The organism is Rhizobium sp. rho-13.1 (assembly GCF_007000305.1).
In the GTDB taxonomy this organism is placed as follows: domain Bacteria; phylum Pseudomonadota; class Alphaproteobacteria; order Rhizobiales; family Rhizobiaceae; genus Rhizobium; species Rhizobium rhododendri.
Genome location: NZ_SCFL01000010.1, coordinates 103,639 through 128,696 on the forward strand (window position 1 = coordinate 103,639; position 25,058 = coordinate 128,696).

Sequence of the window (25,058 nt, forward strand, 5' to 3'; positions counted from 1 at the left end):
CATCAAGACGGCCGCTTGGCGACGAGGTCGATCTCGATGCGGGCGTTGTAGGCGAGGCCGGTCACGCCGACGCATGTTCTGGCGGGAAGGCGGCCATCTGGAAAATAGCTGCGATAAACCTCGTTCATGGCGGCATAGTCGTCGTCAAAATGCGTCAGGTAGATGCGCGCCATCGCAATGTGCTCCAGACCGAGACCGAGGCCGGAGAGGACGGTGAGCAGATTTGCCATGACGTTGCGTGTCTGGGCCTCGATGCCCTCCGGTAGCTGGCCGGGCGTTTCCGGCGTGTCGGGCATCTGCCCTGTTACGTACACCGTGCCATCGACTTCGACGGCATGGCTAAACGGTGCAACGGGCTTGGGGCCGCCGGCTATCATGTGGAACTGCATGATCGATTTCCTTTATCCTTGAAGACTTTGAAATTTATACCTTGAAGAGGGATTTCCTGATGATTGCATGGACAGCCCAGTTGCCGTCGACGACCTGTGTCACGCCAAAATCGACCGCTGCAGACATCAGAGCGATCGCCTCGTCTTCCGTAAGTCCCTTGCTTTCCATGAGAAAACGCCGGGCTTTTCGGAACGCGTCCTTCATCGCCAGATCGAGCGAAGAGTTTGCGTAGACCTCTCCCTGTCCCTTCTTGCCGAATTCCGCGAGGTAGTTCGGGTGGCTGAAACCGATCAAAATCCATTCCGTCGGCGTTTCGAGCAAGGGATAGCTCAACTCCACAAAGAGCTCGCCCTTCTTGTGCAGGATGACGGTGACGTCGCCGGTCATCGAGCACTCGATGGCTGTCCCGCCGAGTTCGCCATCGCCCTGCGCCGCATGGGGATCGCCGATCGACAACAGCGCACCCGGCACCGATACCGGCAGGTAGACGGCGGATCCTTGGCCGAGCCGCCAATTGTCGAGATTGCCGCCGAAATAGGAGGGTGGCACGGAATCGACCAGCTCCGCTTCGCGTGGTGCCACTGCGATTACGCCGAAATGCGGCCTGAGCGGGATGCGGACGCCCTCCAGAACAGGCGAGCAAATCTCGACCGAGCTTCGATCGACCGGAACGCCCGGATAATCATAGGTTCGGTGAACGACCCCGAAGGGATCGGCCTGCGGCTGCCAGCGATAGGAATACAGCGCCTCGGCATAGCCTTCGTCTGCGAAGACTTCGTAGATCGTGATATTTTCACGCGCTTTGGGCTCCTGAATGAACTCGTTATAATGGTAACCCCACCAGGCAGCGACGCTGCTGCCGAAAGCTCGTCCTTCATAGCCGGGGCTGTTGGACGGTCGTGGCGAAATCGAATTGATGCGGACCTCGATGACGTCGCCCGGCTCCGCGTCCTTCACATAGATCGGCCCCGTGCAGATATGGACCCCGAAGCCTTCGCCCGCACCGCGGCCGTAAATCGAGGCGTCGATCGGACCCGCACCCCGGCGATCTACGGACTTTTTCTGGGCAGTCCAGTAAAACACGTCCTCGGCCCCCGCATCCCCGTGGATCATCAGTTCCGGCGCGTCGGAGGCGTGCTGCGTCAACGTCTGGATTTCAACGGTATCGCCCGAGCGGATCTCGAGGACAGGCGGCAGCGCCCGGCTGAAATAGCCCCAGTGCACGGTCGCAGAGGCGGCGAGAACGTGATGGACCGATGAGCCTGCCTCGGCCTCGCTGCCATCGCTATCGGCAAATGCATCGCCCGTGTCGATAGATCGTTGCTGGAGCCGCTTGGCGACCAGCGCGCTCAACGGCCAGCCACGCTGCTCTGCATTCGTGTTGGCAGCCAGCTTCTCCAGGTGCCGGCTGCGAAATGCGCCCGGCGGCAGGCCGAAGCGCTCCTTGAACAGACGGTTGAAATTGGCTGCATCTCCGAAACCGCAGCTATAGGCGATTTCGGCAATCGGCAGACGTATCTCGCCGGGGGCGACGAGCGCTGCCCTCGCACGCTGGAGACGGCGTTCACGAATATAGTTGCTGACGCTTTCGCCGTTCTGCAAGAACAGCTTTTGCAGGTAGCGTTCCGAAATGCCTTCGAGGCGCGCAATGCGCAGTGCGGTCAATTCCGGCTCGTGATGATGGCGCTCGATACCCAGCGTGACGCGATGAAATAGCGCCGCGGAACCGGGGCTTGCGGCGGCGTCATGTGTCTCGGCCTGCAGCACGATGGCGACAAACAGATCCGCAAGGGCGCCTTCGAGCGATCGCCATTCCAACTCCGAGACGCTATCCATCTCGCCAGCGGCCGTCTCGACAGTCTTTATGAAGATTGCCGCAATCCCTGTGGCCACGTAATGCCGCGGCGCCTTCAAGGTCTGCAGGCCGGCCTTGTGGCCGGGAAACAGGCTGTCCGCAATGGAAAGAACGATCATCCGGGCGCTCTTGCGAAGGCATAGCTGCCACTCGCCGACAGCCGGCACGATCACCAGACAACCAGCCTCGATCAACAGCGTCTCGCTGCCGAGCCGCATCTCAAGGCTTTCGTCGAGGGAGATCAGTGCAATCGGGCCGCCGGGTCGCCGGACGAGCGGTGACAACGTCTGGTCGCCGGCGGTCAGGCGCGCCAGGAGCAACGACTGACGATCGCCCCTCAGCGAGGCAGTGGCAAAGCTTTCCAGCCCCTGATCGGCAGCATCGGATCTAAGGCCGAACTCGGACAGGATATCCTGCCACGCCCCTTTACGAGAGCGTGTCGGATAGGCTTCGCTGAGAAATTGCCTAATGGTCATCCCTTGATCTGCAGTGGCGGCAGGGTCTGCAACAGCCCCCGCCTGGATCCCTTCGGATCCATATTGCACATGCGAAGAAGAGAATGCCAGCCTGCTCGTCATTTGCTGGCGAACACGCATTTCCGGATCGAACCGGTGACCCCCCAATTGGCATCGACGACCTGCGTCACCGAGAAATCCGCAGCCACCGACATTAGCGAAATTGCCTCGTCCTCCGACAGATTATGCGCCGTCATCAGGAAGCGGCGGAGCTTGTGAAAGGCATCGCGCATGGCGAGATCGAGGCTGGACCGCTTTAAAATTTCCTGTTGGTGATCGGGACCGAGCTCGGACAGATAGTTGGCGTAGCTGAAACCGTAGACCGACCAGACGTCGTCATTCTCCAGCAGCGGATGGTTCAGCCCCTCGAGCACGGTGCCGGGCAGGTCTGCCTTTTTATGCAGGATGAACTCGAACTCTCCCGTCAGCGATATCTCGACCGCGGTGCCGCTCAACTCGCTATCGCCTTGTGAGGCATGGGCATCACCGACGGAGAACAGGCCGCCGGGCACCGCGACCGGATAATACATCCGAGCGCCTGAGGTAATCCGCCAATCGTCCATGTTGCCGCCGGTATAGTTCGGCGGGATCGTGCTGACGAAATCGGCTTCGGCCGGAGCCAGCCCCATCGTGCCGAAATGCAGGCGGGCCGGCACCTTGATACCTGCGAGAACCCCGTCTTTCTTGACAACGGTATTGTGGTCCACCCTGACGCCAGGATAATCGATCGTCGCATGGACAATGCCATCCGGATCGGTCTGCGGCGTCCAAAGGTAGGAGTATACGGCCGAGACGGTGGCGGGCTCCTTCATATCGAGCTCGTAGATCGTCACCACTTCCCGCTGCTTCGGCTCCTCGACCAAATCATTGTACTGAAAGCCCCAGTTTGCCGAGGGGTTGGAGCCGAAATAGCGGCCTTCATAGGCGGGGTTGGCGCTGGGTCGTGGATAGGCATTCAGGATCCGGACTTCGATCACATCGCCGGGCTCTGCACCCTCAATGGCAATCGGACCCGTCAGCAGATGCACGCCGAGGCCTTCGCCGGCGCCATGGGTGAACGGACCCTCGGTAGCGCCGGCGCCACGACGGCCCATGGTCTTCTCCTCGCTCGTCCAGCGAAAAATCTCTTCTGCCTCAGCATCTCCGGCAATCATGCGATCATAGTCGTCATTGGCATGGTGGGTGATGGTTTCGATGGTGGCGCGGTCATGGGATTTCAGCGTCAGCACGGGGGCAAGCGTCTTGCTGAAATAGCCCCAGTGGACGGTGGAAGACGTCGCTGGCAAATGATGGTTCGTCATGGAAGACCTCTTTGAGAATACAGACTGGAAGGCAGGAACCGCAGGTTCACTCGCCTTCCATCTTACTAAGGAAGCGCGCCGTCAGCGGATGCCGGGGCCTGTTCAGTATTTCCTCGGCCGGTCCTTCCTCGACGATGGAGCCGCCGGAGAGAAAGACAACGCGATCTGCGACTTCGGCAGCAAAACGGAGCTGATGGGTGGAGATGATCATCGCCAGGCCGTCTTCGACAGCAAGGCGGCGAATGACTTCGAGCACTTCGTTGACCAGTTCCGGATCGAGTGCCGAAGTCGGTTCGTCCAGCAGAAGGACGGTCGGACCGGGAGCAACGGCGCGGGCAATGGCGACACGCTGTTGCTGGCCGCCGGACAGATGGCGCGGCAGGGCATCGGCTCGGTGTGACAGACCCACTCTCTGCAGCAGCGCTTCGGCCCGACGATTTGCGTCGAGGCGTGAAAGCCGCTGAACCCATTGCAGCGGATCGGCGACATTCTCCCTGGCCGTGAGATGGGCGAACAAATTGAACTGCTGGAACACCATGCCGACACCGACACTGGCACGCATCTGCGCGATTGCCCGTGGCGACAGGGTCCTGCCGCTTTCATTCAACGCCAGAGACCTTCCCCCGACCTCGATGGAGCCCTCCTCCCAGCCTTCGAGACGGTTGATGCAGCGGAGCAAGGTGCTCTTGCCGGAGCCGCTTGGTCCGAGCAGGGCCACGACTTCGCCGGCCTTGACTGTCAGATTGATGCCGTCGAGAACAACATTCGGGCCATAGGCCTTGTGCAGGCCGCGCACGTCCACCGCGACCTGGTTTCCGGCCAGCCGTGCGGCGCGGGCCTGTCGATCGATGCCGCGCGCCGCCGCCGTCACTTTCGGCGAGGCCGGCGGCAACGGATCGCGTTCCGCTGCCGGAATATCCGTGCCCACAGCAGCCGGCGTCGCGGTGGTGGCTATCACAGCGCGGCCCGGGGATAGCGCGCGGAAAAACCGTGCTATCTGTTCCTTGGGTTTGGGGCGATCGAGATCCAGAAGCATTTCGACGACAATCTGGATGATCGCAATCGCGCCGGTCAGTATGAGGTACATCAGCCCGGAGGCGCAGAAGATCGAAAAGAAGTCGAACGTTGCAGACGCCAGCTGTGTGCTTCGAAGCGTCAGTTCTTGCACGGAGACGACAGAGGCAAGCGACGAATTCTTCAGCGCGCTGACGGCTTCGTTGCCGAGCGCCGGCACCATTGATCGCATCGCCTGCGGCGCAATCACGCGCCACATGATGGCACCTGGCGTCATGCCCAAGGCCTGCGCGGCACTCACCTGGCCGCGATCGACGCCGATGACATTGGCCCTGATGATTTCGGCGATAAACGGCGCTTCATTGAGAGCAAGGGCAAGGCTGGCTGCCTCGATGGCCGTCAGCTTGATGCCGATCATCGGCAAAACGTTGTAGCAGAAGATCATCTGCAGAATGAGCGGCGTGCCGCGGAAAATGATGGCGTAGGTGCGGGAAAGCAGCGAAAGGGCGCGAAACCGGCTCAATTGCATGCCGGCCAGAAGAAGGCCCATGACCAAGCCGCCGGCGAGACCGAAAACCGTGATCAGGAGGGTGTAGACGATCCCGGTCATGAGGTAGGGCTGGCTGAGATAGTGGAGGAAAAGATCCATGATGGCCTTCGCAATGTCCAGGGAAAAGCGGCCGGGCCAATGAGCCCGGCCGGGAGAAGGTGCATTAGTCGGCCAGAATGAGCGAAGGCGCTTCGATCTGGTCTGCCGGCAGGCTCCACTTCTTCATCAGCTCCAGCTGCAGGCCCGACTTCTGGATCTCCGTCACGGCCGCAACGACTGCATCGCGAAATGCGACATTGTTGCGCGGCACAGCGATGCCGACCGAATAGGGCAGCGTCACTGCGGTGGCCTTGCTGAGCTTGTCCGGATAGGCCTTGACCGCGCCATCGACGGTGTTGGCGTCGTTGATGTAAGTATCGGCACGGCCGGCGAGGATCGCCTGGATGCAATTGTCGTTATTGTCGTAGAGCTGGATTTCAGGCGCCGGCTTGCCGGCAGCCTTGCATTCTGCTTCCAGCGCCTGGATGAGCGGCACCTCGACATAACCGGTGTTTTCAGCCGCGACCGCGCCGCACAGCGAGATATTGATGCCGGTGATCTTCTTCGGATTGTCCTTGGCGACGAGCACGCCGTCGACGACCTTCAGGTAAGTCACGAAGTCGGCGGCCTTGGCGCGGTCCTTCGTTGCGTAGATGTCGGAGATGACGATATCAGCCTGGCCGGCCTGGACCGTGGTCAGCAACGCGGCAAAGGTCACCGGCTTGTAAGTCAGCTTGAAGCCGAGGCAATCACCGATGGCTTCGCCAAAATCGACGTCGAAGCCGATATAGGCGTCCGGATTGTTCGGGTCGATCGTCTCGTAGCCGGGCGTATGCGGATTGATGGCATTGACGAGCGTCTTGCCTTTCAGGGCCGGGTATTTGGCTTGCAGATCGGCGCAGGCGGCAGGCGTCGCGGAAGCCGCCTCGGCACCTCCCATTGAAACCAGCGTTGCGCCGGTCACCGTCGCTACAAACAACTGCGCCATGATGCACAGGCCCAGCCATGGCTTCAGTGCCTTGCGGCTCCCATTTTTCAGCTTCATCATTTCCCGCTCCGTTCTTGTGAGTGGTGCAGTGTTCTGCACTCGACGGAGGGAAGCTTAGCGATGTTGCCGATGGGAGCGATTGTCGCAAGCCACACGATTTATTGTAGATTTATGCCTAAAAAATCGCGCCTCTCATGTTGCGCATATTATTTAGGCGATGCATGGCCGCTAATTAGCCGTCCTGACGCCGTTTTACGCTCTTCGAATTTGCGGCTTCAAATCAGCGGGCAGGATGTGCGGGACAGGAGTGAGACCTGCCCCGCGTCTTCACTGGAGGGACGAATGAGCAGCTAAGCGACCTGCTGAGGCTGTGACCTCTGCTCGGCAAGCTTCCGCGCGGACACGAAATCGACTTTTCCGGAGCCCAGCACCGGGACCACGCCGATGGTGACTTCGGCCGGAACCATCATGTCCATTGCTCCTTTGGACTTCGCGAACGCCGAGAAGGCCGATCGGCTGGCGGCAGGCGCATCTGTCAGCAAGACCAGCCGTTCTCCTTTCTTCTCGTCCGGCAGCGCCGAGACAACGGAAAGCGCGGTGGGCCACAATTCTCCGGCCAGTGCTTCGACAGCCGCCAGGGAAACCATTTCGCCGGCGATCTTTGCAAAGCGCTTGGCGCGGCCGCGGATCCTGACGAAACCGTCGTCGTCGATGGTGACGATATCGCCGGTATCGTGCCAGCCGTCCTTCAGGGGCTCGAGGACACCGGGGTTTTCAGCCCTGAGATAGCCGGCCATGACATTGGCGCCGCGCACGTGAAGACGGCCTCCCTCGTCGATGCCGGGAACAGGCTCCAGTTTCCATTCCATGCCGGGGAGGATTTTACCGACCGTTCCGGAGCGATTGTACATCGGGGTGTTCAGCGAAATCACCGGTGCAGTCTCGGTGACGCCGTAGCCTTCGAGAATCCGGAGCCCGAACTTCTCGGTATACGTCTCGCGGGTCGAAGGCTTCACCGGTTCTGCCCCGGAGAAGATATAGCGAATGGACCGGAAATCGTAGGGATGCGCCGTTCTGGCATAGCCGTTGAGAAAGGTATCGGTGCCGAAGATGATCGTGGCGTTGGAGACGTAGACCAGTTCCGGCACGATCCTGTAGTGCAGCGGCGACGGGTAGAAGAACACCGGTACGCCGGAAATCAGCGGCAGCACGGTTCCCGCCGTCAGCCCGAACGAGTGGAACATAGGCAAGACATTGAAAACCTTGTCGCCCGGGTGGAAGTCGATGCGCGCTGCTGCCTGTGCTGCGTTCGACAGGATATTGCGGTGAGTGAGGACCACGCCCTTCGGCGAGCCCTCAGAGCCCGACGTGAACAGGATAACGGCGTGGTCTTCTGGCGAACGACGGACGAGCGGGCGATATTTGTTGAACAGCCCACGGATTTTTTCGAAGGTTGAAATCGTCGTGCGGAGTTCGTCCAGCCAGACGAACTTCACCTCGCGCTGCATTTCCTCGACGAGGGCGCCGAGCTTGCCCTGGGTTACGAAGGCCCGCGAACAGAGCACGTGCTTGACCTCCGCAGCCTTGCAGGCGGACAAGACATTAGCCGCACCCGCTGTAAAGTTCAGCATGGCCGGAACCTTGCCCGCTGACATGACGCCGAGCAGGGTGGCTGCCGTGCCGTTGGCGTTGGGCAGCATGATGCCCAGCGTAGTTTCATTCGGAAACATGGTCTTGAAGCGCGCACCGAGAACGGCAGCCCCCGTCAAAAGCTTGGAATAGGAAAGCTTTCCAGCTATCGGATCCTCGACCGCCAGCGTCTTTCCGCCCATGGTGATTGCTGTCTGGATGACGCGTTCGATAAGCGTAGCATCCGTATTCGTCGTGCGAAAAATCAGCGTCGACATGATCTGATAGAGCGCCGCACCAGCAGCAACGCGGCGTTTCTTGCCTTTGAGATCAGCGGCGACTTCAAGCTTTACCGGCTCCAGAATGGTCACCTTGACCTTCGGGAAGAGACGGCGGCGGACGTGGTTGTCCTTCATGTAGGAGGCGTAGCTTTTTTCGAGGCCATCGATGCGCACGGGCACGATCATCGCCCCGGTCTTGTCGGCCACCATGGCGGCGCCGTCATAGACCTTCATCAGGCTACCGGTAACGGTCAGCCGACCTTCGGGGAAAATGCCGATCGGGTTGCCGTCCTGAACGACCTTGATGAGCGACCGCGTCGCCATTGGCTTGGTCGGGTCGAGCGGCAGGAACTTGCACATTTTGAGGAATGGCTTCACCCACCACACTTGGGCAATATTGGTATCGATAGCAAAGACAGGTTCCTCCTCGGTGATGGCAAGCGCCAGGGCGCCGTCGAGCAGGCTAACATGGTTCAAGGCGATGATCGGCGCGGGTCCAGCCTTCTTGATGTTCTCCAGCCCTTCGACCTCAAGGCGCATGAAGGCACGGAAGAGGATTGAGATCAAATCCCGAAAAGCGTTGGTGGGCAGCGTTCTAAGCATCACCCAGGCAACGCCGGCGTTGATGATCGACAGCGTCAGGATGATGGCCGGGATCGACATGCCGACCACCTGCAGGAGGGCAACGAGTCCAAGCCCGACGACGATGAACAGCGCGGACAGCACATTTGCAGCCCCTATGACGCGGGCACGGCGATGTTCGTCTGCCCAGCTCTGCATGGCGGCAAAGGTCGGAACAGCGAGGAAGGCACCGCCGATTGCCATGCCGGCAAGATCGATGGCCACGCGGATGGTGTTCGGCCCGGCGAAGAATGCGGAAATCGTCTCGGCCTGGGTTATGGAGGTGAGGCCCCAGAGGTTCCATGCGAGATCGAGGCCGAACAGAGCGATGATCAGCGTGCCGATCGGAGCCGGCAAAAGGACCACGCGGCCGGCCGACATCCAGCCGGCAATAGCGGAGCCGATGGCAATGGAGATTGCAAAGACGCCGAGATAGACCGGAATGATAATTTCCGACCCGCCGAGGATCTCCTTGATCATGACCGGCAGCATCGACATGACGAAGGCGCCGACAAACCAGAACCAGCAGTTCATCAGGGCGGAGCGCCAGATCCGTGTATCGGCGCGCAGTTCGTTGATCAGGCGGATGCTCGAGCGCAGGACATTCCGGTCGACAACCAGATCCGGCGCCTTTGCCCCTGTTGGCGGGATGAGGCGGGCGCAAAACCAGCAAAGCAACGACAGGCCCATCATCATCGGCCCGAACACCCAGACATTATCGCCCTTGGTAAAGGCGAGCGCCGCAACGATGGTGCCGGTCAGGATGGCGATAAAGGTGCCGCCCTCGATCCAGGCGTTGGCCTTGGGCAAATCGTTGCGATGAAGATGATCGGGCAGAATGCCGTACTTGATGGGCCCGAACAGAGCTGAGATGATGCCGAAGCCGAGAAGGGCGATCATCAGGATCGAGATCGAGGAGAACGCAATGCCGACGACCGAGATGGCAGCGACGGCAATCTCCCAGCGTTTCAGAAGCTCCGCCATTTTCGCCTTGTCGTATTTATCCGCCAGTTCGCCGGCAATGGCGGAAAGCAGCAGGAACGGCACGATGAAGATGCCGCCGGCCAGGGTGACCAGCGAGGCCCCCTCTGCCGCCATCTGCACGAGGATCACGAAAACCAGCGTCTGCTTGAGAAAATTGTCGTTGAACGCGGTCAGGAATTGCGTCCAGAAAAGTGGCGCGAATTTCCTTGAGGTCATCAGATTGCGTTGCATGTCGGTACTCCTGGAGATGAGTGGAGAGAGGGCCACAGAGTTGTTACGCAACGGTTTCCGCACCTAACAACTCTGTCGTGTAGTTAACGAAACTAGTTCTCGCCAGACCGGTTGAAATTGACCAGGAGCTTCTCGGTGCGGGCATCCTCGACCTTGCGGATCAGCTTTTCAGCTTCGGAATTGTCGCGGAGGGTCTTGGTGATGTTGACGGTTGTCTGGACCAGCATGACGATACCCATCGTCAGGTATCCCTTCCCCCAGAGATCGAGGGGCATCATGTAAAGCCCGACCGCCAGCATGATGGCAGCAGAAGCGAATGAGACATAAGAAAAGCTGATCCAGCTTGACGAGTGCTTCTGGAAACTGTCGTTCATTGTCGTCGTCCTTTGTCAGTTGATGTTGATTTAAGCGGCGGAGTTCATGCGAGTGCGCAGGCGGCCCAGTACCTCGTCAGCGGAAACACGCAGCGGCGCGCCGCAACCCGCATCCGCGAGTTTTTCGAGGACAGAAGCGGTGTTTCTCGTGCCATCCAATTCCCGCAGGACCGAGGTGGCGATGTCATTCCGCATCTGGCGCTCGCTGAGCCGGGCCAGCGTCTGTTCGGCCTCGTCGAGCGAGGCTGAGCCGACACCATGGATCAGGCTATTGAGTTTTTGCACTTGGCCTGTCGCACGTGTGATGCGCTGGCCGCGCTGCAGTTCCTGCAACCTCGCTTCTGCCGCCCGGACCAGGCTCTTTAATTTGCCGATAGAAGCTGTGAACTGGGCTTCGGCCTTTTCTGATGTATCCCTGTCCGCTTCCAGCTGGATGATCGCCTCGGCCGCTTCCCGGGCCAGCACATCATGCCCCGTTTCAAGAGCCGCCATGGTCCGCGCCTCGAGATCGGCGATCCGCGAGACGACAAGTGCGCGCCGGCTCTTCTCCTGCTCGTTCTGGGCGGTGGCAACCGCCACGGCCCGCCGTGCTGACTGGATGTCGCCTGCCGCATCCCTTATCTGCTGGTCCAGCAACACCGCTGCATTTCGGTCGACGACAGCCTCTTGTGCTTCGAAAAGCCTGCCGCGGATCAAGGTACGAATTTGTTTGATCATTTTCACGCTCCCGTTTATGAACAATGTTCATGAATATCTATGTGACACATACATGAACATTGTTCAAGAATAAAAATGAACGTCGTTCACTTTTACAGAGAGATAGTCGCTTGGCCGGCAAAAGAGAGATGAAGCGCGAGGATTTGAAGGTGCGGCTGATAGAGGCCGCAAGGCGCCGGATCGAAGCGGAAGGGCTTTCAAACCTGAGGGCCCGCGATGTCGCTCTCGATGCAGGCTGCGCGCTCGGTGGTTTATATACGGTCTTCAAGGATCTGGACGACCTGGTCATCCACGTGAACTCCGCGACCTTGCGGATGCTTGAGCAGACTTTGGTCCTTGGCGAAGTCGGGGATCGCTCTCCGACGGACCGGCTGCGCAACTTGGCGCGAGGCTATCTGAAGTTTGCCGTCGCCCATCGCAATCTCTGGAGCGCGCTCTTCGACCATGTTTTTGCCGATGGACGCCTTGCCCCGCAATGGCATCTCGACGAGCACCTGGCCCTGATGGAAGTCATCGCCGAACCGGTTGCCGGACTCCAGACCGGTTTGTCGGCGGAAGAAAGATCGATCCGGGCGAGGACACTCTTCGGCGCCGTTCACGGCGTCATCAGCATCAGCCTGGCAGGCCGCTTCGTCGGCCTCCCACTCGAACGCCTCGAACGCGAGGTCGACCAGTTCGTGCTTACCATCGCAGCGGGAACAATACGGACGAGTTGAATTTCCGAGCGACCCTGCAACTTCGCCGGCAGGCTTCCCACTGTTTGAACACGAGAACAGACGGGCCCGTAGTTTACAACGCTATCCGCCATCGCCCACGCGATTGCCTTTTTGGGGTCGAGCGAAATTGCTAGGATTTCGAGCGACGGGGCGGGCGTAGAGCGTCTATCAGGCGGTGGACCTTGTCAGTCGCGTAGACAATGTCTTCCTGCGGCAGGTGGACTGTGATCTCGACTTCGTTCCAGCGGCCGGCATTTTCCTTGGCGTACCTGACGGCCGCCTTCAGGCCACGGAATTGCACGGCCGTCGCGCCCGGAACCCAGAACTGCACGGAGCAATCGGCCATGGCGTAGTCGTTCAGAACTTTGATCGGGTCCAGAGCCATCGCGGCCTCCTTGTTTTGGCGCCATGATATCGCACGGCTGACCGGCGGCATCCAGCGTGGCGAACGGCATGACTGATCGGCGTCCCGACTTCAAGCTGCGATACACATCTGCGTGGCGCCCGAGATGCTATTTCGCATCCGCAAAGATAGCGCTGACCTTCCAGGGAAACTGCGCCCCCTTGTCCTCGATGTCGTCGACCTTCCAGCCGTCAGCCTGATGAACGAGGCTGTAGTGCAAGGTCACCGGCACACCGTTGATGAACTTGACCACGACCATCGCCCTGTCGCCCTTGATGTCCGGCTTGCCGATCTTCAGGTGCTCGGCCTCCCCGTCCTGACCCGCAATGACGGGATCGAAGTCTAGAGACAGCGAATCCCCGGGTTCGGTCTTTGCCGCATCGGCCTTGAACAGACCGTTCAGATGATCCGAAAAGTAGTCCTGGTACCGGGTCACGGAGGCGGGATCGGACGAGCCGACCTTGTCGTCATAGAGCGCCTTCAAAAGCGCCTGCGGTGTTTCGAAACTGCTAGCAAAGGCTGGACCGGCGGCGACGGCAGCAAGAACGGCGAAAACGAAGGCAGGCAGGCGCATGAAGGACTCCTCTCGAGACAGGGAGCAGGCTAACGGAAGAGAAATCCGATATCCAGAGTTCATTCCTGGGTTGCTAACCTGCCGGCGATTGTCGCCCCCAAAGCCGCGCGGAGTAGAATTCGGACCTTGCTGCATCGCACCCCGTACAGGAAGTAAAAATTTACTGATGGAAAAGGCTTCCCATTGCGGTGTCGTAAGCGCAAATATGAATATAATCTTGGGGCAGACTCGGCACTGCGGCGATGCAGTGATAGGCAATCAGTAGAATGGTGACGATCAAGGAAATAGCAAATGCGGTCGGCGTCTCCTCGGCTACGGTTTCCCGCGTCCTGAACTACGATGCGACCTTGTCGATTTCCGCGTCCAAGCGCCAGGCCGTCATCGAAACCGCCGAGGCATTGAACTACGCGACGCCGCGCAGCCGCAACCGGGCAAACGGCCTCAATGGCGCGCAAGCACTGGTCTCCGGTGCGGGGCGGATTGCCCTCGTCCACTTCCTGCGGCCGCCGCAGGAGCTGACAGATCCCTACTATATCGGCGTTCGCCTCGGCATCGAGAACCGCTGTCGCGCGCTGCAGATCGATGTGGTCAAGGTCTACCACGCCGACAGCCTGCCGGATGCCACACTCCTGCGCGAGGCCTCGGGCGTCATCGCCATCGGCCGCCACACCGACGAGGAGGTGGAATGGCTGCGCGAACACAGCCGTACGGTGGTTTTTGCGGACTTTTCGCCGCAGATCGACCTCGAGGACAGTGTCGAGAGCAACATCCAGCTGGCCATGCGCAAGCTGCTTTCGGCACTCCGCGACCGCGGCTACCGGCGCATCGGCTTTATTGGCTGGCTCGAACATATCAACCAGGTCCCCAATCATTTCACCGAGCGGCGCTGCAGGACCTATATCGAGTGGATGAAGCAGCACGACCTTTTCGACCCGGAGCTTTGCGTTACCGAACACCTCACCCCCGACAGTGGCTACACCCTTGCGAAATCCCTGATGCAGATCGCGTCGCCGCCAGACATCATCGTCGCCTGTAACGACAACATGGCCATCGGCGCCTACCGGGCAATGCTGGAACTCGGCCTCAAGATCCCGGACGATGTGGCTATTGCCAGCTTCAACGACATTCCGGTGGCGCAGCTGCTCAATCCGCCGCTGTCGACCGTGCGTATCCCGGCCGAACTGATCGGCGAGACCGCTGTCGACCTGCTGCTGGAGCGGTTTGCCGGCCGCGATATCGTCAAGACGGTGATCTTATCCACAGACATTATCTGGCGGGAAAGCACGCGTTGACGGGCCAAAACGGTGCCGACAAAGGGGCTCTTTGTGCAGCGCAGTAAAAATTTACTGAAAATATTGCTTCTTTTTCTTTTATGAGGAATACTGCGTTTCGGAGACAGGAGGCTTGTCTCGTCAACGTGACTTCTGGGAGGAAGCAATGGATAATTTTCTGCGCGCCCGCGCGCCGCGCATCATCGCTCTGGCTCTGGCCGGCGTCAGCCTTTTGGCGGTTACAGCCGCCGAGGCAAAAGAAATCACCGTCTGGTGCTGGGATCCGAACTTCAACGTCGCAATCATGAAGGAAGCCGGCGCCCGCTACACCAAGACACACCCGGACACCACCTTCAACGTCGTCGACTTTGCCAAGGCTGACGTCGAGCAGAAGCTGCAGACCGGCCTGTCGTCGGGTGCTGGCGGCGGCCTGCCGGATATCGTCCTCATAGAGGACTACGGCGCACAGAAATATCTCCAGTCCTTCCCGGGTGCATTTGCGCCGATGTCTGACAAGGTCGACTACAAGGCGTTCGCCCCCTACAAGGTCGAACTGATGACGGTCGACGGCAAGGTCTACGGCATGCCGTTCGATTCCGGCGTCACCGGCCTCTACTATCGCAAGGACTATCTGGAAGCCGCTGGCTTCAAGGCAGAAGATCTCAACAATATCACCTGGGACCGTTTCATCGAGATCGGCAAGCAGGTCGAAGCCAAGACCGGCAAGAAAATGATGGGCACCGACCCGAACGACGCCGGTCTCGTCCGCATCCTGATGCAGTCGGCTGGTGGCTGGTATTTCGACAAGGATGGCAACCCCAACATCCTCAACAATCCGGCGCTCAAGGCATCGCTTGAAACCTTCGGCAAGATCATGGCCTCGGGCATTGCCAAGCAGGCTGTCGGCTGGTCGAACTACGTCAACACGTTCACCTCGGGCGATGTTGCCTCGACAGTGACCGGGGTGTGGATTACCGGCACAATCAAGGCCCAGAAGGACCAGTCCGGCAAATGGGGTGTTGCCCCGATCCCGGCATTGAACGTCGAGGGCGCAACGCATGCATCGAACCTCGGTGGTTCCAGCTGGTACGTTCTGTCTGCGTCCAAGCAGAAGGACGAGGCGATCGACTTCCTCAATGCGGAATACGCAAAGGACATCGATTTCTACCAGAAGATCCTGACCGATCGTGGCGCTGTCGGCTCACTGACGGCCGCCCGCACCGGTGCTGCCTATGAACAGGCCGACGCGTTCTTCCGCGGCCAGAAGGTGTGGCAGAGCTTTGCCGATTGGCTGGCCAAGGTTCCCCCGGTCAATTACGGCATCTACACAAACGAAGTCGATGCGGCTGTAACGGCGCAGATCCCGGCGATTGCCAAGGGCGGTTCCGTCGACGAAGCGCTGAAGGCCATCGACGCCCAGGCAAAGACCCAGATCCAGTAGGACTTCCTCCCCGAAGGGGCGGCTTTCGAGCCGCCCCCATCTCTTTCTGCAGCTTCGAGGGCGATCGATGGCTTCTGCGCGTCCCAGCGGCGTTCGCCGCTTCTATAATGTCAACGGATGGCTCTTCATTGCCCCGGCGCTGGTGCTGATCGGCCTGTTCATGGTCTATCCGATCCTCTGGTCGCTGTTCATGTCGTCCCAGTCCGGCCGCGGAGCGATGGTAAAATTCGTCGGTTTCGGCAATATCGTCCGCCTCGCCAACGATCCGGTCTTCCTGCACGCGCTGACCAATACGGTAACGTTCTTCATCATCCAGGTTCCCATCATGATCCTGCTGGCCCTGTCGCTGGCGGCCGTGCTGAACATGCCGAAGCTCGTCGGACGGGGCCTGTTCCGTACCGCGATCTTCTTGCCGTGCGTCACCTCGCTGGTGGCCTATTCCGCGCTTTTCAAAGGGATGTTCGCCGAGCAGGGCGTGGTCAACAGCACGCTGGAGGCCATCGGCATCATCGCGTCGCCGATCCCGTGGCTGACCGACGGTTTCTGGGCGAAGGTGCTGATCATTCTTGCCATCACCTGGCGGTGGACCGGCTACAACATGATTTTCTACCTCTCCGCCATGCAGAACATCGACAAGTCAATCTATGAGGCGGCGCGCATCGACGGAATCAATGCCTGGGGACGGTTCGTCTACATCACCATCCCGCTGCTGAAGCCGGTTATCCTGTTCACCTCAGTAATCTCGACCATCGGCACGCTGCAGCTGTTCGATGAGGTGATGAACATCACCCAGGGCGGTCCTTCGGATTCGACGCTGACCCTGTCGCTCTACATCTACAACCTGACCTTCAAGTTCATACCGAACCTCGGCTATGCCGCGACGGTCTCCTACGTCATCGTCGTGCTGGTGGCGATGCTGGCCTTCGTGCAGTTCTACGCGGCACGGGAGAAAGACCAATGAGCGGCGATCGTTTCAAGGCACTCGCCATCCAGGTTTTCACCTATGGCTTCATCGGCGTCATGTCGTTCATCTCGGTCTTCCCGTTTCTCTGGATGATCATTAGCACCAGCAATTCTTCGATCGACATCGTCAAGGGTAGCGTGACCATTGGTTCGGCTTTCTGGATCAACGTGCAGGGCTTCTTCTCGCAAGTCGACGTGCCGTTGATCTTCTGGAACTCGGCCAAGATCGCCATCCTCAGCACCGTGCTGACGCTCGCCATCTCTTCCTTTGCCGGCTATGGCTTCGAGATGTTCAAGTCAAAGGCTCGCGAGCGGGTCTACAGCGCCATCCTCCTGACGCTGATGATCCCGTTTGCCGCCCTTATGATCCCGCTCTTCGTGCTGATGGGCCATGCCGGTCTTATCAACAGCCATATCGCTGTTCTTCTGCCGACAATCAGCTCAGCCTTCATCATCTTCTATTTCCGCCAGAGCACGAAAGCCTTTCCGTCCGAACTGCGCGATGCCGCCAAGGTCGACGGGCTGAAGGAATGGCAGATCTTCCTGTTCATCTACGTGCCGGTGATGCGCTCGACCTATGCGGCCGCCTTCATCATCGTCTTCATGACGGCGTGGAACAACTATCTCTGGCCGCTGATCGTGCTGCAGTCGAACGACACCAAGACCATCACGCTGGTCGTCTCGTCACTGGCTTCCGCCTACTACCCCGATTTCGGTGTCGTCATGGTCGGCACCGTGCTTGCGACGCTGCCCACGCTCGTCGTCTTCTTTCTCATGCAACGTCAATTCGTCCAGGGCATGCTGGGCTCCGTCAAATAGGAATGAAAATGCGTTCTGTTGTTTCCTTCAACGATACCTGGACCTTTCACGAGGGTTTCGCCCCTGGTCTCACCGAGGCCCTGACCGCCGGCCAAATGGTCACCCTGCCGCACAATGCGGTAGACCTGCCGTTCAACTATTTCGACGAGAAATCCTATCAGCGCGCCTTCACCTACCAGGCCGTTCTGAAGTGGCAGCCGGAGTTCGACGGTCGCGAAGTGTCGCTGGTATTCGACGGCGCCATGGCCGACTCCGTCGTTTATCTCAATGGCAAGGAGATTGTCGCCCACAAGGATGGCTACACGCCCTTCGAGGCGCGCCTGACCGACGGTCTGCATCAGGGCGACAACCTGATCACCGTCAAGATCGACGGCAGCGAAAACCCGGAAATCCCGCCCTTCGGTGGCCGAATCGATTATCTCACCTATGCCGGCATCTATCGCGATGTCTGGCTGAAGGTCACCGATACGGTGTCGATCGGCAACATCAAGATCGAGACCGGCCATGTGCTCAGCGAGGCAAAGTCGGCGACGGTGCGTTGCGACTTCTCCAATCCACAGGGTGTGGCGTTCAACGGCACCGTGACCGCCGTCATCACCGACGCCGCAGGCAAGGAAATTGCCACGGCCTCGTCCGAAACGACAGGCACAAGCGTGACGCTGGCCTTCGCCAACCTGACAGGCCTGTCGCTCTGGGATATCGACGACCCTGTCCTCTATACCGTCGCCGTCTCGCTCGAGAGCGACCAGGGCTCGGACCAGGTCGGCACGCATTTCGGCTTCCGCACGGCCGAGTTCACGACCGAAGGCTTCAAGCTCAATGGTCGCAAGCTAAAGATCCGCGGCCTCAACCGTCACCAGTCCTACCCCTATGTCGGCTATGCCGCCGGCCGCTCCGCCCAGGAGCTGGACGCCGACATCATGAAGAACACGCTGAAGTGCAATCTCGTCCGCACCTCACACTATCCGCAGTCCAAATGGTTTCTCGATCGGTGCGATCGCATTGGCCTCTTGGTGTTCGAGGAAATCCCCGGCTGGCAGCATATCGGCGGCGAGGAGTGGAAGCAGGAATCGATCCAGAACGTCCGCCGCATGATCGAGCGCGACTGGAACCATCCGTCGATCATCATCTGGGGCGTGCGCATCAACGAATCCAAGGATAGCCACGACTTCTATCTCGAGACCAACCGGCTCGCCCATGAGTTAGACAGCACGCGCCAGACCGGCGGCGTCCGATTCATCCTCGACAGCGAATTCCTCGAAGACGTCTTCACGATGAACGACTTTATCCTCGGCAACGAGGAGCTGCCGGGCAGCAACCGCCCGCGCACGGCGCTGAGAAGCCAGCAGGAATGCACGGGCCTGCAGAAGGTCGTGCCATACCTGATCACCGAATTCGGCGGCCATATGTATCCGACGAAAATCTACGACCAGGAACAGCGGCAGGCCGAGCATGTGCGGCGCCATCTGGAAGTGCTGAACGCTGCCTATGGTGATCCCAACATTTCCGGTGCCATCGGCTGGTGCATGTTCGACTACAACACCCACAAGGACTTCGGCTCCGGCGACCGGATCTGCTACCATGGCGTCATGGACATGTTCCGCGAACCGAAATTTGCAGCCCATGTCTATGCCAGCCAGTGCGAGCCATCAGAAGAAGTGGTGATGAAACCAGTCACCTTCTGGGCGCGTGGCGAGCGCAACATCGGCGGCGTGCTGCCACTGATCATCCTTAGCAACTGCGACGAGATCGAATTGCGTTACGGCTCGCTGGTCAAGCGCGTCGGTCCTGACCGCGAGACGTTTCCACACCTGCCGCACCCGCCCATCGTCGTCGACCATCGTCATTTCACCAAGGACGAACTCGGCGTCTGGGGCATGCAGTGGGAAGACGCCCATTTCACTGGATTTGTCGCCGGCGAAGCCGTCGCAAAACTGCACATGGTCGCCGATCCGCTGCCGACGACACTGCAGGTCGAAGCGGACAGCAAGACGATCCGTGCCGAAGGGCGCGACAGCACCCGCGTTATCGTCCGCGCGCTCGATCAGGTCGGCTCGCGCCTCCCGTTCATCAACGATGTCGTGACACTAAAGGTGTCTGGTCCGGCAAAGATCGTCGGCCCCCACGTCATTCCGTTCCAGGGCGGCACGACCGGCTTCTGGCTGGAATCGACAGGCAAGAGCGGCGATATTACCATAGAGGTCACCTCGCCCCGCTTTACCGGCACCACGGTAGAACTCACGGCGGTCAACTCGACCCAGCAGGAAGCGGTAACCCCATGAGCGAAGTCTCTCTCCGCAATATCCGCAAATCCTTCGGCAGCCTCGACGTCATCAAGGGCGTTGACCTTGACGTCCAGTCCGGCGAATTTGTCGTCTTCGTCGGGCCGTCGGGCTGCGGGAAGTCGACCCTGCTGCGGATGATCGCCGGCCTCGAGGATATCACCTCGGGGACGCTGTCGATTGCCGGCAAGGAAGTCAACGATGTCGATCCGTCAAAGCGCGGCATCGCCATGGTGTTTCAGTCCTACGCGCTTTATCCCCATATGACAGTGCGCGAAAACATGGGTTTTGCGCTGCGCTTCGCCGGCGTCGCCAAGGCCGAGGTTGCGCGTCAGGTGGAGGAAGCAGCCCGCATTCTCGAACTGGAGCCGTTGCTCGACCGTAAGCCGAAGCAGCTTTCGGGCGGCCAGCGCCAGCGCGTCGCCATCGGCCGTGCCATCGTCCGCCATCCCAAGGTGTTCCTGTTCGATGAACCGCTGTCGAACCTCGATGCAGAATTGCGCGTGCATATGCGCATCGAGATCGCCCGGCTGCACAAGAAGCTGGCGACGACCATCATCTATGTGACGCACGATCAGGTCGAGGCGATGACGCTGGCCGACAAGATCGTCGTCTTGCGCAGCGGCACGGTCGAGCAGGTCGGCGCGCCGCTCGATCTCTACGACGATCCCGCCAACCTGTTCGTCGCCGGCTTCATTGGCTCGCCAAAGATGAATTTTTTCAAGGGCGTGCTGGCTCGAAACGCCGATGGCCGCTGGTCTGCAAAGCTCCCGGAGCTTGGCGACACCACCATTCCGCTGGTGATCGGCGCCGACAAGGCAGCAGAGGGAACACCGGTGACGATCGGCGTCCGGCCTGAACATTTTGACGAGGTCGGGGATGCGTCACTCGATATGGTCGTCGACATGCTGGAACATCTGGGCGGCGAAACATACGCCTTTGCCCGCTATGGCGAAGGCGAACTCGTCACAGTGCTGACCCGCAACGGCCGCGGCCTGAAATCAGGCCAGACCATCACCGCCCGCTTCGATCCGGCTAAGGCATTGGTGTTCGACGCTGCCGGCGAGCGGTTGCGCTAGCCCCGCGCTATCGTCCGATTGGCATTGGCGCCCTGCCGTGCTATCTTACCTCCGTCTTACAAGGAGCTTGTGATGGCCGTGCCGGAAAAACTGACAACCGTCGTGTCCACCAAAGGGCAGGTCATCCTGCCCAAGGCGGTGCGTCTGCACCAGCAGTGGGAGCCGGGCACGCGCCTGGTGGTCGAGGAAACCGCCGACGGTGTGCTTTTACGCGCGGCACCGCATTTCGCAGCCACCGAGCCAGACGAGGTTTTCGGATCGCTTGCCTATGCCGGCACCTCGAAATCGATAGAGGATATGGACGCGGGCATCATCGCCGAGGCAAGGCGTCGCCATGCTGGCGATTGATACCAATATCATCATTCGCTACCTCACCGGCGATCATCCAGAGCAATCGACGAAAGCACGCAGCCTTGTCGAGACTAAGGATGTGTTCGTGGCAACAACTGTCATGCTCGAATGCGAATGGGTCCTGCGGAGCGTCTACAGTTATCAGCCGCAGCAGGTTTGTGCGGCGCTCCGGGCCTTCGCCGGCCTGCGTCGGGTGACGCTAGAAAGTCCAGCGCTGGTGGCGCGGGCGCTCGATCGCACCGAGCAAGGCATGGATTTCGCCGATGCCCTCCATCTGGGCAGAATCGGCAGCTATGAAGCCATGATGACGTTCGACCGCAGGTTTATCAAGGCGGCCCAAGCTGCCGGCTCCCACGACGTCCGCGAACCCTGATCAGCCGTGCAGGCCGGGGGCCTCGTGGCCGGTGCGCGCCACATATTCCGTGTAGCCACCGCCATATTGCTGCACGCCATCGGGCGTGACTTCCAGCACGCGGTTCGACAGGGCGCCGAGGAAATGGCGGTCGTGCGAGACGAACAGCATCGTGCCCTCGTACTCGGACAATGCCTTGATCAGCATTTCCTTCGTGTCGAGGTCCAGATGGTTGGTGGGCTCGTCCAGCACCAGCAGGTTTGGCGGGTCGAACAGCATCGCTGCCATGACAAGGCGGGCCTTCTCGCCGCCTGACAGCACCCGGCATTTCTTTTCGACATCGTCGCCGGAAAAGCCGAAGCAGCCGGCCAGCGCCCGCAAAGGCCCCTGCCCCGCCTGCGGGAAGGAATCCTCGAGCCACTGGAACACGGTACGCTCGCCATCGAGCAGGTCCATGGCGTGCTGGGCGAAATAGCCCATCTTGACGCTGGCGCCGAGTGCAACCGCACCCTCGTCCGGATCGGTAGAGCCGGTAACCAGCTTCAGCAATGTCGATTTACCGGCACCGTTGATGCCCATGACACACCAGCGCTCGCGCCTGCGGACCATGAAATCGAGGCCGGCATAGATGCTGCGGCTACCGTAGCTCTTGTAGACGTTTTTCAGGTTCACCACGTCTTCACCGGAGCGGGGCGCCGGCGCGAAATCGAAGGAGACGACCTGCCGGCGCTTCGGCGGCTCGACACGGTCGATCTTTTCCAACTTTTTCACCCGGCTCTGCACCTGCGAAGCATGGGAAGCGCGCGCCTTGAAGCGTTCGATGAACTTGATTTCCTTGGCAAGCATCGCCTGCTGGCGTTCGAACTGCGCCATCTGGTGCTTTTCATTGAGCGCCCGCTGCTGCTCGTAGAAGGCATAGTCGCCGGAGAACGTCGTCAGCGTGCCGCCGTCGATCTCGATCAGCTTGGTGACGATGCGGTTCATGAACTCGCGGTCGTGCGAGGTCATCAACAATGCGCCCTCGTAGTTCTTGAGGAATTCCTCCAGCCAGATCAGACTTTCCAAATCCAGATGGTTGCTCGGCTCGTCGAGCAGCATCACGTCGGGGCGCATCAGCAGGATGCGACCGAGCGCCACGCGCATCTTCCAGCCGCCCGACAGCCCGCCGACATCGCCGTCCATCATTTCCTGGCTGAAGCTGAGGCCAGCCAGCACTTCCCGGGCGCGACCTTCCAGCGCATAGCCGTCCAGCTCTTCGTAGCGCGCCTGGACTTCTCCGTAGCGTTCGATGATTTCATCCATCTCGTCGAGACGATCGGGATCGACCATGGCAGATTCGAGTTCGCGCAGTTCGCCGGCGACGATGCTGACCGGGCCGGCACCTTCCATAACTTCGGCAACGGCACTGCGACCGTGCATCTCGCCGACATCTTGGTTGAAATAGCCGATGGTCACGCCCTTATCGACGGCGACCTGACCTTCGTCGGGATGTTCCTCGCCGGTGATCATACGGAAGACCGTGGTCTTGCCGGCGCCGTTCGGCCCAACCAGCCCAACCTTCTCACCCTTGTTGAGGGCGGCAGATGCCTCGATGAACAGGATGCGATGGCTGAGCTGCTTGCTGATATTCTCGATACGTATCATCGTCGGGCAAAGTCCAGAGAGTGCTGCGCCGGATGGCACGGTTGTGAAGAGGCTGTTGCAGGTTTTCAGTTTCCGCGTCAACCGGGAAGGTTGAGGCACACCATCCAGAAAACGCCGAGGCCACCGGCGCTGCATATGAACTATGCTTTGCCGGTGGCCTCTTCGATGGTCATATATGAGATGCTCAGGCGATCGGATCCTTGTCCGACGGCTTGACGGTTTTGGCTTCGATACCGCCATTGCCAAACAGCGGCGTCACGTTTGAGCGCCCGGTCGAGGCATTCTTCTGCGACTTGCGACGGCGATCCGTGAAGTCCACGGCCAGTGCGACACCTTCCTCGAAGGTCGCGCGCGGATCGTAGTAGAGAGGACGCTCAGGCGCCTCGATGCCATATTCGGCACAGAGGGTGTCGATGATATCCATCGCACGCAGGCCGAGCTTCGAAAAATCCGCTTGCCGATGCAGGAAAAAGTCGTCGAATTCGGGCGCGTTGACGTCGAGCGATTCCAGCGCGTCGAGTATGTTGCGCAGGCGGTTCGGCATCCAGAGGACCTCCTCAGCCAGCTCTGGAGAAAGGAGGCTCCAGTCAACATCCTTCGGCAAGATCAGGCGTGGATCCTCCGTGTGCAGGACGAAATCGCCGGCATCGGACGGGTTGAATTCAGGTGCGTCTATTGCTGCACTGTGGCAGCCGCCGACCAGATCGTCCAATGCGAGCACGACCCGCATGGCCAGCATACGTTCCTCCCGCCTGCGGTTGACCCGCTGCGGGCGTCGGATACCCGCCCATAAGAGAGATCTGGAAAGCATGACGCCTGTTGCAATACTACCGGCGCCCAACAGGACACCGAGGATGATGCTGCCCTGCGTAGTCTGAAAGAACTGCCACAAATCAAACCTCATTCATTTCTTCCACCATATTACAACGAAGAACGACCGTTGGGTGACAATTTTTGTTTCAGCGCAGCCGTCAACAGGAAAGATTGAAAATCGTCTTCCGGAAGGCTCTGCTATTTATATAGTGCAATGCACCGCTGTCACAATATTCCCACTGAAGTCATCATATTCACTGCGAGCCTGTGCCGAGCTGTTCCTCTGCCTCCAGTGCGGCGCGCAAGGTTCGAACCTGCCGGTTCAGAGCGTGCACCTGCTCAAGCGTCATGCCCGACTTCCGCAGGAGCGTCTCCGCCAGACAGCTGCATCTTTTCAGCAGCGCCTGCCCCGCATGGGTGAACCAGACATGGACCTGACGCTCGTCAACCTTGCTGCGCCGGCGCTCCACAAGGCCTGCCGCCTCGAGGCGCTTGACGGGCGGGGTGATTGTGCTGGAATCCAGCCCCAACCGCTCGGCGATCGCGCCCACCGTCAGGCCATCCTCCTGGCCGAGCGCGCTCAGCACCAGATATTGCGGGTATGTAATGCCCATGGAATCGAGCATCGGCTTGTAAGTGCGGTTGACAGCAATACTTGCCGCATACAGCGAGAAACACAGCTGGTCATCCAATGGCAGGAGCGCTTGGCTCAAAATCGTCATCTCCCGTTTATAAGCAAACATCGATATCATTAAAAATAATGTCGCGATATCGATTTTGACTGGACTATCCAAAATTTTTTATCTACAAATTCGTTATCGCGATAAATATTCTTGCGATCTCACTTATCAGGAGAGCAGA

General features: G+C 59.7%; 22 protein-coding genes. 9 read left to right on the forward strand and 13 right to left on the reverse strand.

Translation table 11 applies throughout. From position 1 onward, the window contains the following. Positions 1 to 2 precede the first annotated feature (2 nt). The 8 genes from EQW76_RS20475 to EQW76_RS20510 form a co-directional block, all read right to left on the reverse strand. The gene (locus tag EQW76_RS20475) at positions 3 to 389 is read right to left on the reverse strand and encodes a RidA family protein (protein ID WP_143123144.1); all 387 of its coding nucleotides are present in this window, start codon (positions 387 to 389) and stop codon (positions 3 to 5) included. Positions 390 to 423: 34 nt separating this feature from the next. Then, positions 424 to 2,721 carry an acetamidase/formamidase family protein gene (locus EQW76_RS20480; RefSeq protein WP_143123145.1) on the reverse strand — a complete coding sequence of 766 codons (2,298 nt, stop codon included), beginning with the start codon at positions 2,719 to 2,721 and terminating at the stop codon, positions 424 to 426. Between the two features lie 98 nt (positions 2,722 to 2,819). Beyond that, the gene (locus EQW76_RS20485) at positions 2,820 to 4,061 is read right to left on the reverse strand and encodes an acetamidase/formamidase family protein (protein WP_143123146.1); all 1,242 of its coding nucleotides are present in this window, start codon (positions 4,059 to 4,061) and stop codon (positions 2,820 to 2,822) included. 46 nt (positions 4,062 to 4,107) lie between these two features. After that, positions 4,108 to 5,724, reverse strand: coding sequence for an ABC transporter permease subunit (locus EQW76_RS20490; protein WP_143123147.1), 1,617 nt, complete (start codon positions 5,722 to 5,724; stop codon positions 4,108 to 4,110). 64 nt (positions 5,725 to 5,788) lie between these two features. After that, the gene (locus EQW76_RS20495; RefSeq protein ID WP_161990976.1) at positions 5,789 to 6,652 is read right to left on the reverse strand and encodes an ABC transporter substrate-binding protein; all 864 of its coding nucleotides are present in this window, start codon (positions 6,650 to 6,652) and stop codon (positions 5,789 to 5,791) included. 350 nt (positions 6,653 to 7,002) lie between these two features. Further along, positions 7,003 to 10,398, reverse strand: a complete 3,396-nt coding sequence (locus tag EQW76_RS20500) for an acyl-[ACP]--phospholipid O-acyltransferase (protein ID WP_143123148.1) — start codon at positions 10,396 to 10,398, stop codon at positions 7,003 to 7,005. A gap of 92 nt (positions 10,399 to 10,490) precedes the next feature. Beyond that, a complete protein-coding gene (locus EQW76_RS20505; protein WP_142830901.1) occupies positions 10,491 to 10,772 on the reverse strand; it encodes a YiaA/YiaB family inner membrane protein in 282 nt (93 codons plus the stop codon). Positions 10,773 to 10,802: 30 nt separating this feature from the next. Beyond that, positions 10,803 to 11,489: a PspA/IM30 family protein gene (locus tag EQW76_RS20510; protein WP_143123149.1), complete on the reverse strand. Its 687-nt coding sequence runs from the start codon at positions 11,487 to 11,489 to the stop codon at positions 10,803 to 10,805. 110 nt (positions 11,490 to 11,599) lie between these two features. Here EQW76_RS20510 and EQW76_RS20515 point away from each other — a divergent pair, with 110 nt between their 5' ends. Further along, positions 11,600 to 12,205, forward strand: coding sequence for a TetR/AcrR family transcriptional regulator (locus EQW76_RS20515; protein ID WP_142830898.1), 606 nt, complete (start codon positions 11,600 to 11,602; stop codon positions 12,203 to 12,205). A 130-nt stretch (positions 12,206 to 12,335) separates the two neighbouring features. On the opposite strand, the gene EQW76_RS20520 is transcribed toward EQW76_RS20515, so the two are convergent. Both EQW76_RS20520 and EQW76_RS20525 read right to left on the reverse strand, forming a co-directional pair. Then, positions 12,336 to 12,590, reverse strand: a complete 255-nt coding sequence (locus EQW76_RS20520) for a hypothetical protein (RefSeq protein ID WP_142830897.1) — start codon at positions 12,588 to 12,590, stop codon at positions 12,336 to 12,338. Positions 12,591 to 12,717: 127 nt separating this feature from the next. Further along, positions 12,718 to 13,182 (reverse strand): DUF3828 domain-containing protein, encoded by a 465-nt coding sequence (locus EQW76_RS20525; protein WP_143123150.1) that lies wholly within the window; start codon positions 13,180 to 13,182, stop codon positions 12,718 to 12,720. Between the two features lie 266 nt (positions 13,183 to 13,448). Here EQW76_RS20525 and EQW76_RS20530 point away from each other — a divergent pair, with 266 nt between their 5' ends. From EQW76_RS20530 to EQW76_RS20565, 8 genes are all read left to right on the forward strand, one after another. Next, complete coding sequence (locus tag EQW76_RS20530; protein ID WP_143123151.1) at positions 13,449 to 14,474, forward strand: LacI family DNA-binding transcriptional regulator; 1,026 nt, start codon at positions 13,449 to 13,451, stop codon at positions 14,472 to 14,474. 145 nt (positions 14,475 to 14,619) lie between these two features. After that, complete coding sequence (locus EQW76_RS20535) at positions 14,620 to 15,894, forward strand: sugar ABC transporter substrate-binding protein (protein ID WP_143123152.1); 1,275 nt, start codon at positions 14,620 to 14,622, stop codon at positions 15,892 to 15,894. A gap of 67 nt (positions 15,895 to 15,961) precedes the next feature. Beyond that, positions 15,962 to 16,855: a sugar ABC transporter permease gene (locus EQW76_RS20540; protein ID WP_142830889.1), complete on the forward strand. Its 894-nt coding sequence runs from the start codon at positions 15,962 to 15,964 to the stop codon at positions 16,853 to 16,855. Then, positions 16,852 to 17,676 carry a carbohydrate ABC transporter permease gene (locus tag EQW76_RS20545; RefSeq protein WP_142830887.1) on the forward strand — a complete coding sequence of 275 codons (825 nt, stop codon included), beginning with the start codon at positions 16,852 to 16,854 and terminating at the stop codon, positions 17,674 to 17,676. The genes EQW76_RS20540 and EQW76_RS20545 overlap by 4 nt, the downstream gene beginning before the upstream one ends. An 8-nt stretch (positions 17,677 to 17,684) precedes the next feature. After that, positions 17,685 to 19,958: a glycoside hydrolase family 2 TIM barrel-domain containing protein gene (locus tag EQW76_RS20550; protein ID WP_143123153.1), complete on the forward strand. Its 2,274-nt coding sequence runs from the start codon at positions 17,685 to 17,687 to the stop codon at positions 19,956 to 19,958. Further along, the gene (gene ugpC, locus EQW76_RS20555) at positions 19,955 to 21,037 is read left to right on the forward strand and encodes a sn-glycerol-3-phosphate ABC transporter ATP-binding protein UgpC (RefSeq protein ID WP_142830883.1); all 1,083 of its coding nucleotides are present in this window, start codon (positions 19,955 to 19,957) and stop codon (positions 21,035 to 21,037) included. The genes EQW76_RS20550 and ugpC overlap by 4 nt, the downstream gene beginning before the upstream one ends. Positions 21,038 to 21,109: 72 nt before the next feature. Beyond that, on the forward strand, positions 21,110 to 21,385 hold the full coding sequence (locus EQW76_RS20560; protein ID WP_111218560.1) for an AbrB/MazE/SpoVT family DNA-binding domain-containing protein: 276 nt from the start codon (positions 21,110 to 21,112) through the stop codon (positions 21,383 to 21,385). Continuing rightward, complete coding sequence (locus EQW76_RS20565) at positions 21,372 to 21,761, forward strand: type II toxin-antitoxin system VapC family toxin (RefSeq protein WP_143123154.1); 390 nt, start codon at positions 21,372 to 21,374, stop codon at positions 21,759 to 21,761. The genes EQW76_RS20560 and EQW76_RS20565 overlap by 14 nt, the downstream gene beginning before the upstream one ends. On the opposite strand, the gene EQW76_RS20570 is transcribed toward EQW76_RS20565, so the two are convergent. The 3 genes from EQW76_RS20570 to EQW76_RS20580 all read right to left on the reverse strand — a co-directional run bounded on the left by EQW76_RS20570 (position 21,762) and on the right by EQW76_RS20580 (position 24,919). Continuing rightward, positions 21,762 to 23,384 (reverse strand): ABC-F family ATP-binding cassette domain-containing protein, encoded by a 1,623-nt coding sequence (locus EQW76_RS20570; RefSeq protein ID WP_143123155.1) that lies wholly within the window; start codon positions 23,382 to 23,384, stop codon positions 21,762 to 21,764. It lies immediately after the preceding gene. Positions 23,385 to 23,568: 184 nt separating this feature from the next. Then, complete coding sequence (locus EQW76_RS20575) at positions 23,569 to 24,288, reverse strand: hypothetical protein (RefSeq protein ID WP_142830877.1); 720 nt, start codon at positions 24,286 to 24,288, stop codon at positions 23,569 to 23,571. A gap of 163 nt (positions 24,289 to 24,451) precedes the next feature. Then, positions 24,452 to 24,919, reverse strand: coding sequence for a MarR family transcriptional regulator (locus tag EQW76_RS20580; protein ID WP_142830875.1), 468 nt, complete (start codon positions 24,917 to 24,919; stop codon positions 24,452 to 24,454). Positions 24,920 to 25,058 lie beyond the last annotated feature (139 nt).

Bases quoted from the DNA above. Each gene is read 5' to 3' on its own strand.
- EQW76_RS20580 (WP_142830875.1), bottom strand. From the start codon at position 24,919: ATGACGATTTTGAGCCAAGCGCTCCTGCCATTGGATGACCAGCTGTGT.
- EQW76_RS20505 (WP_142830901.1), bottom strand. From the start codon at position 10,772: ATGAACGACAGTTTCCAGAAGCACTCGTCAAGCTGGATCAGCTTTTCT.
- EQW76_RS20540 (WP_142830889.1), top strand. From the start codon at position 15,962: ATGGCTTCTGCGCGTCCCAGCGGCGTTCGCCGCTTCTATAATGTCAAC.
- EQW76_RS20545 (WP_142830887.1), top strand. From the start codon at position 16,852: ATGAGCGGCGATCGTTTCAAGGCACTCGCCATCCAGGTTTTCACCTAT.
- EQW76_RS20475 (WP_143123144.1), bottom strand. From the start codon at position 389: ATGCAGTTCCACATGATAGCCGGCGGCCCCAAGCCCGTTGCACCGTTT.
- EQW76_RS20530 (WP_143123151.1), top strand. From the start codon at position 13,449: ATGGTGACGATCAAGGAAATAGCAAATGCGGTCGGCGTCTCCTCGGCT.
- EQW76_RS20495 (WP_161990976.1), bottom strand. From the start codon at position 6,652: ATGGCGCAGTTGTTTGTAGCGACGGTGACCGGCGCAACGCTGGTTTCA.
- EQW76_RS20550 (WP_143123153.1), top strand. From the start codon at position 17,685: ATGCGTTCTGTTGTTTCCTTCAACGATACCTGGACCTTTCACGAGGGT.
- EQW76_RS20575 (WP_142830877.1), bottom strand. From the start codon at position 24,288: ATGAGGTTTGATTTGTGGCAGTTCTTTCAGACTACGCAGGGCAGCATC.
- EQW76_RS20565 (WP_143123154.1), top strand. From the start codon at position 21,372: ATGCTGGCGATTGATACCAATATCATCATTCGCTACCTCACCGGCGAT.
- EQW76_RS20570 (WP_143123155.1), bottom strand. From the start codon at position 23,384: ATGATACGTATCGAGAATATCAGCAAGCAGCTCAGCCATCGCATCCTG.
- EQW76_RS20485 (WP_143123146.1), bottom strand. From the start codon at position 4,061: ATGACGAACCATCATTTGCCAGCGACGTCTTCCACCGTCCACTGGGGC.
- EQW76_RS20560 (WP_111218560.1), top strand. From the start codon at position 21,110: ATGGCCGTGCCGGAAAAACTGACAACCGTCGTGTCCACCAAAGGGCAG.
- EQW76_RS20490 (WP_143123147.1), bottom strand. From the start codon at position 5,724: ATGGATCTTTTCCTCCACTATCTCAGCCAGCCCTACCTCATGACCGGG.
- EQW76_RS20535 (WP_143123152.1), top strand. From the start codon at position 14,620: ATGGATAATTTTCTGCGCGCCCGCGCGCCGCGCATCATCGCTCTGGCT.
- ugpC (WP_142830883.1), top strand. From the start codon at position 19,955: ATGAGCGAAGTCTCTCTCCGCAATATCCGCAAATCCTTCGGCAGCCTC.
- EQW76_RS20520 (WP_142830897.1), bottom strand. From the start codon at position 12,590: ATGGCTCTGGACCCGATCAAAGTTCTGAACGACTACGCCATGGCCGAT.
- EQW76_RS20500 (WP_143123148.1), bottom strand. From the start codon at position 10,398: ATGCAACGCAATCTGATGACCTCAAGGAAATTCGCGCCACTTTTCTGG.
- EQW76_RS20525 (WP_143123150.1), bottom strand. From the start codon at position 13,182: ATGCGCCTGCCTGCCTTCGTTTTCGCCGTTCTTGCTGCCGTCGCCGCC.
- EQW76_RS20480 (WP_143123145.1), bottom strand. From the start codon at position 2,721: ATGACCATTAGGCAATTTCTCAGCGAAGCCTATCCGACACGCTCTCGT.
- EQW76_RS20510 (WP_143123149.1), bottom strand. From the start codon at position 11,489: ATGATCAAACAAATTCGTACCTTGATCCGCGGCAGGCTTTTCGAAGCA.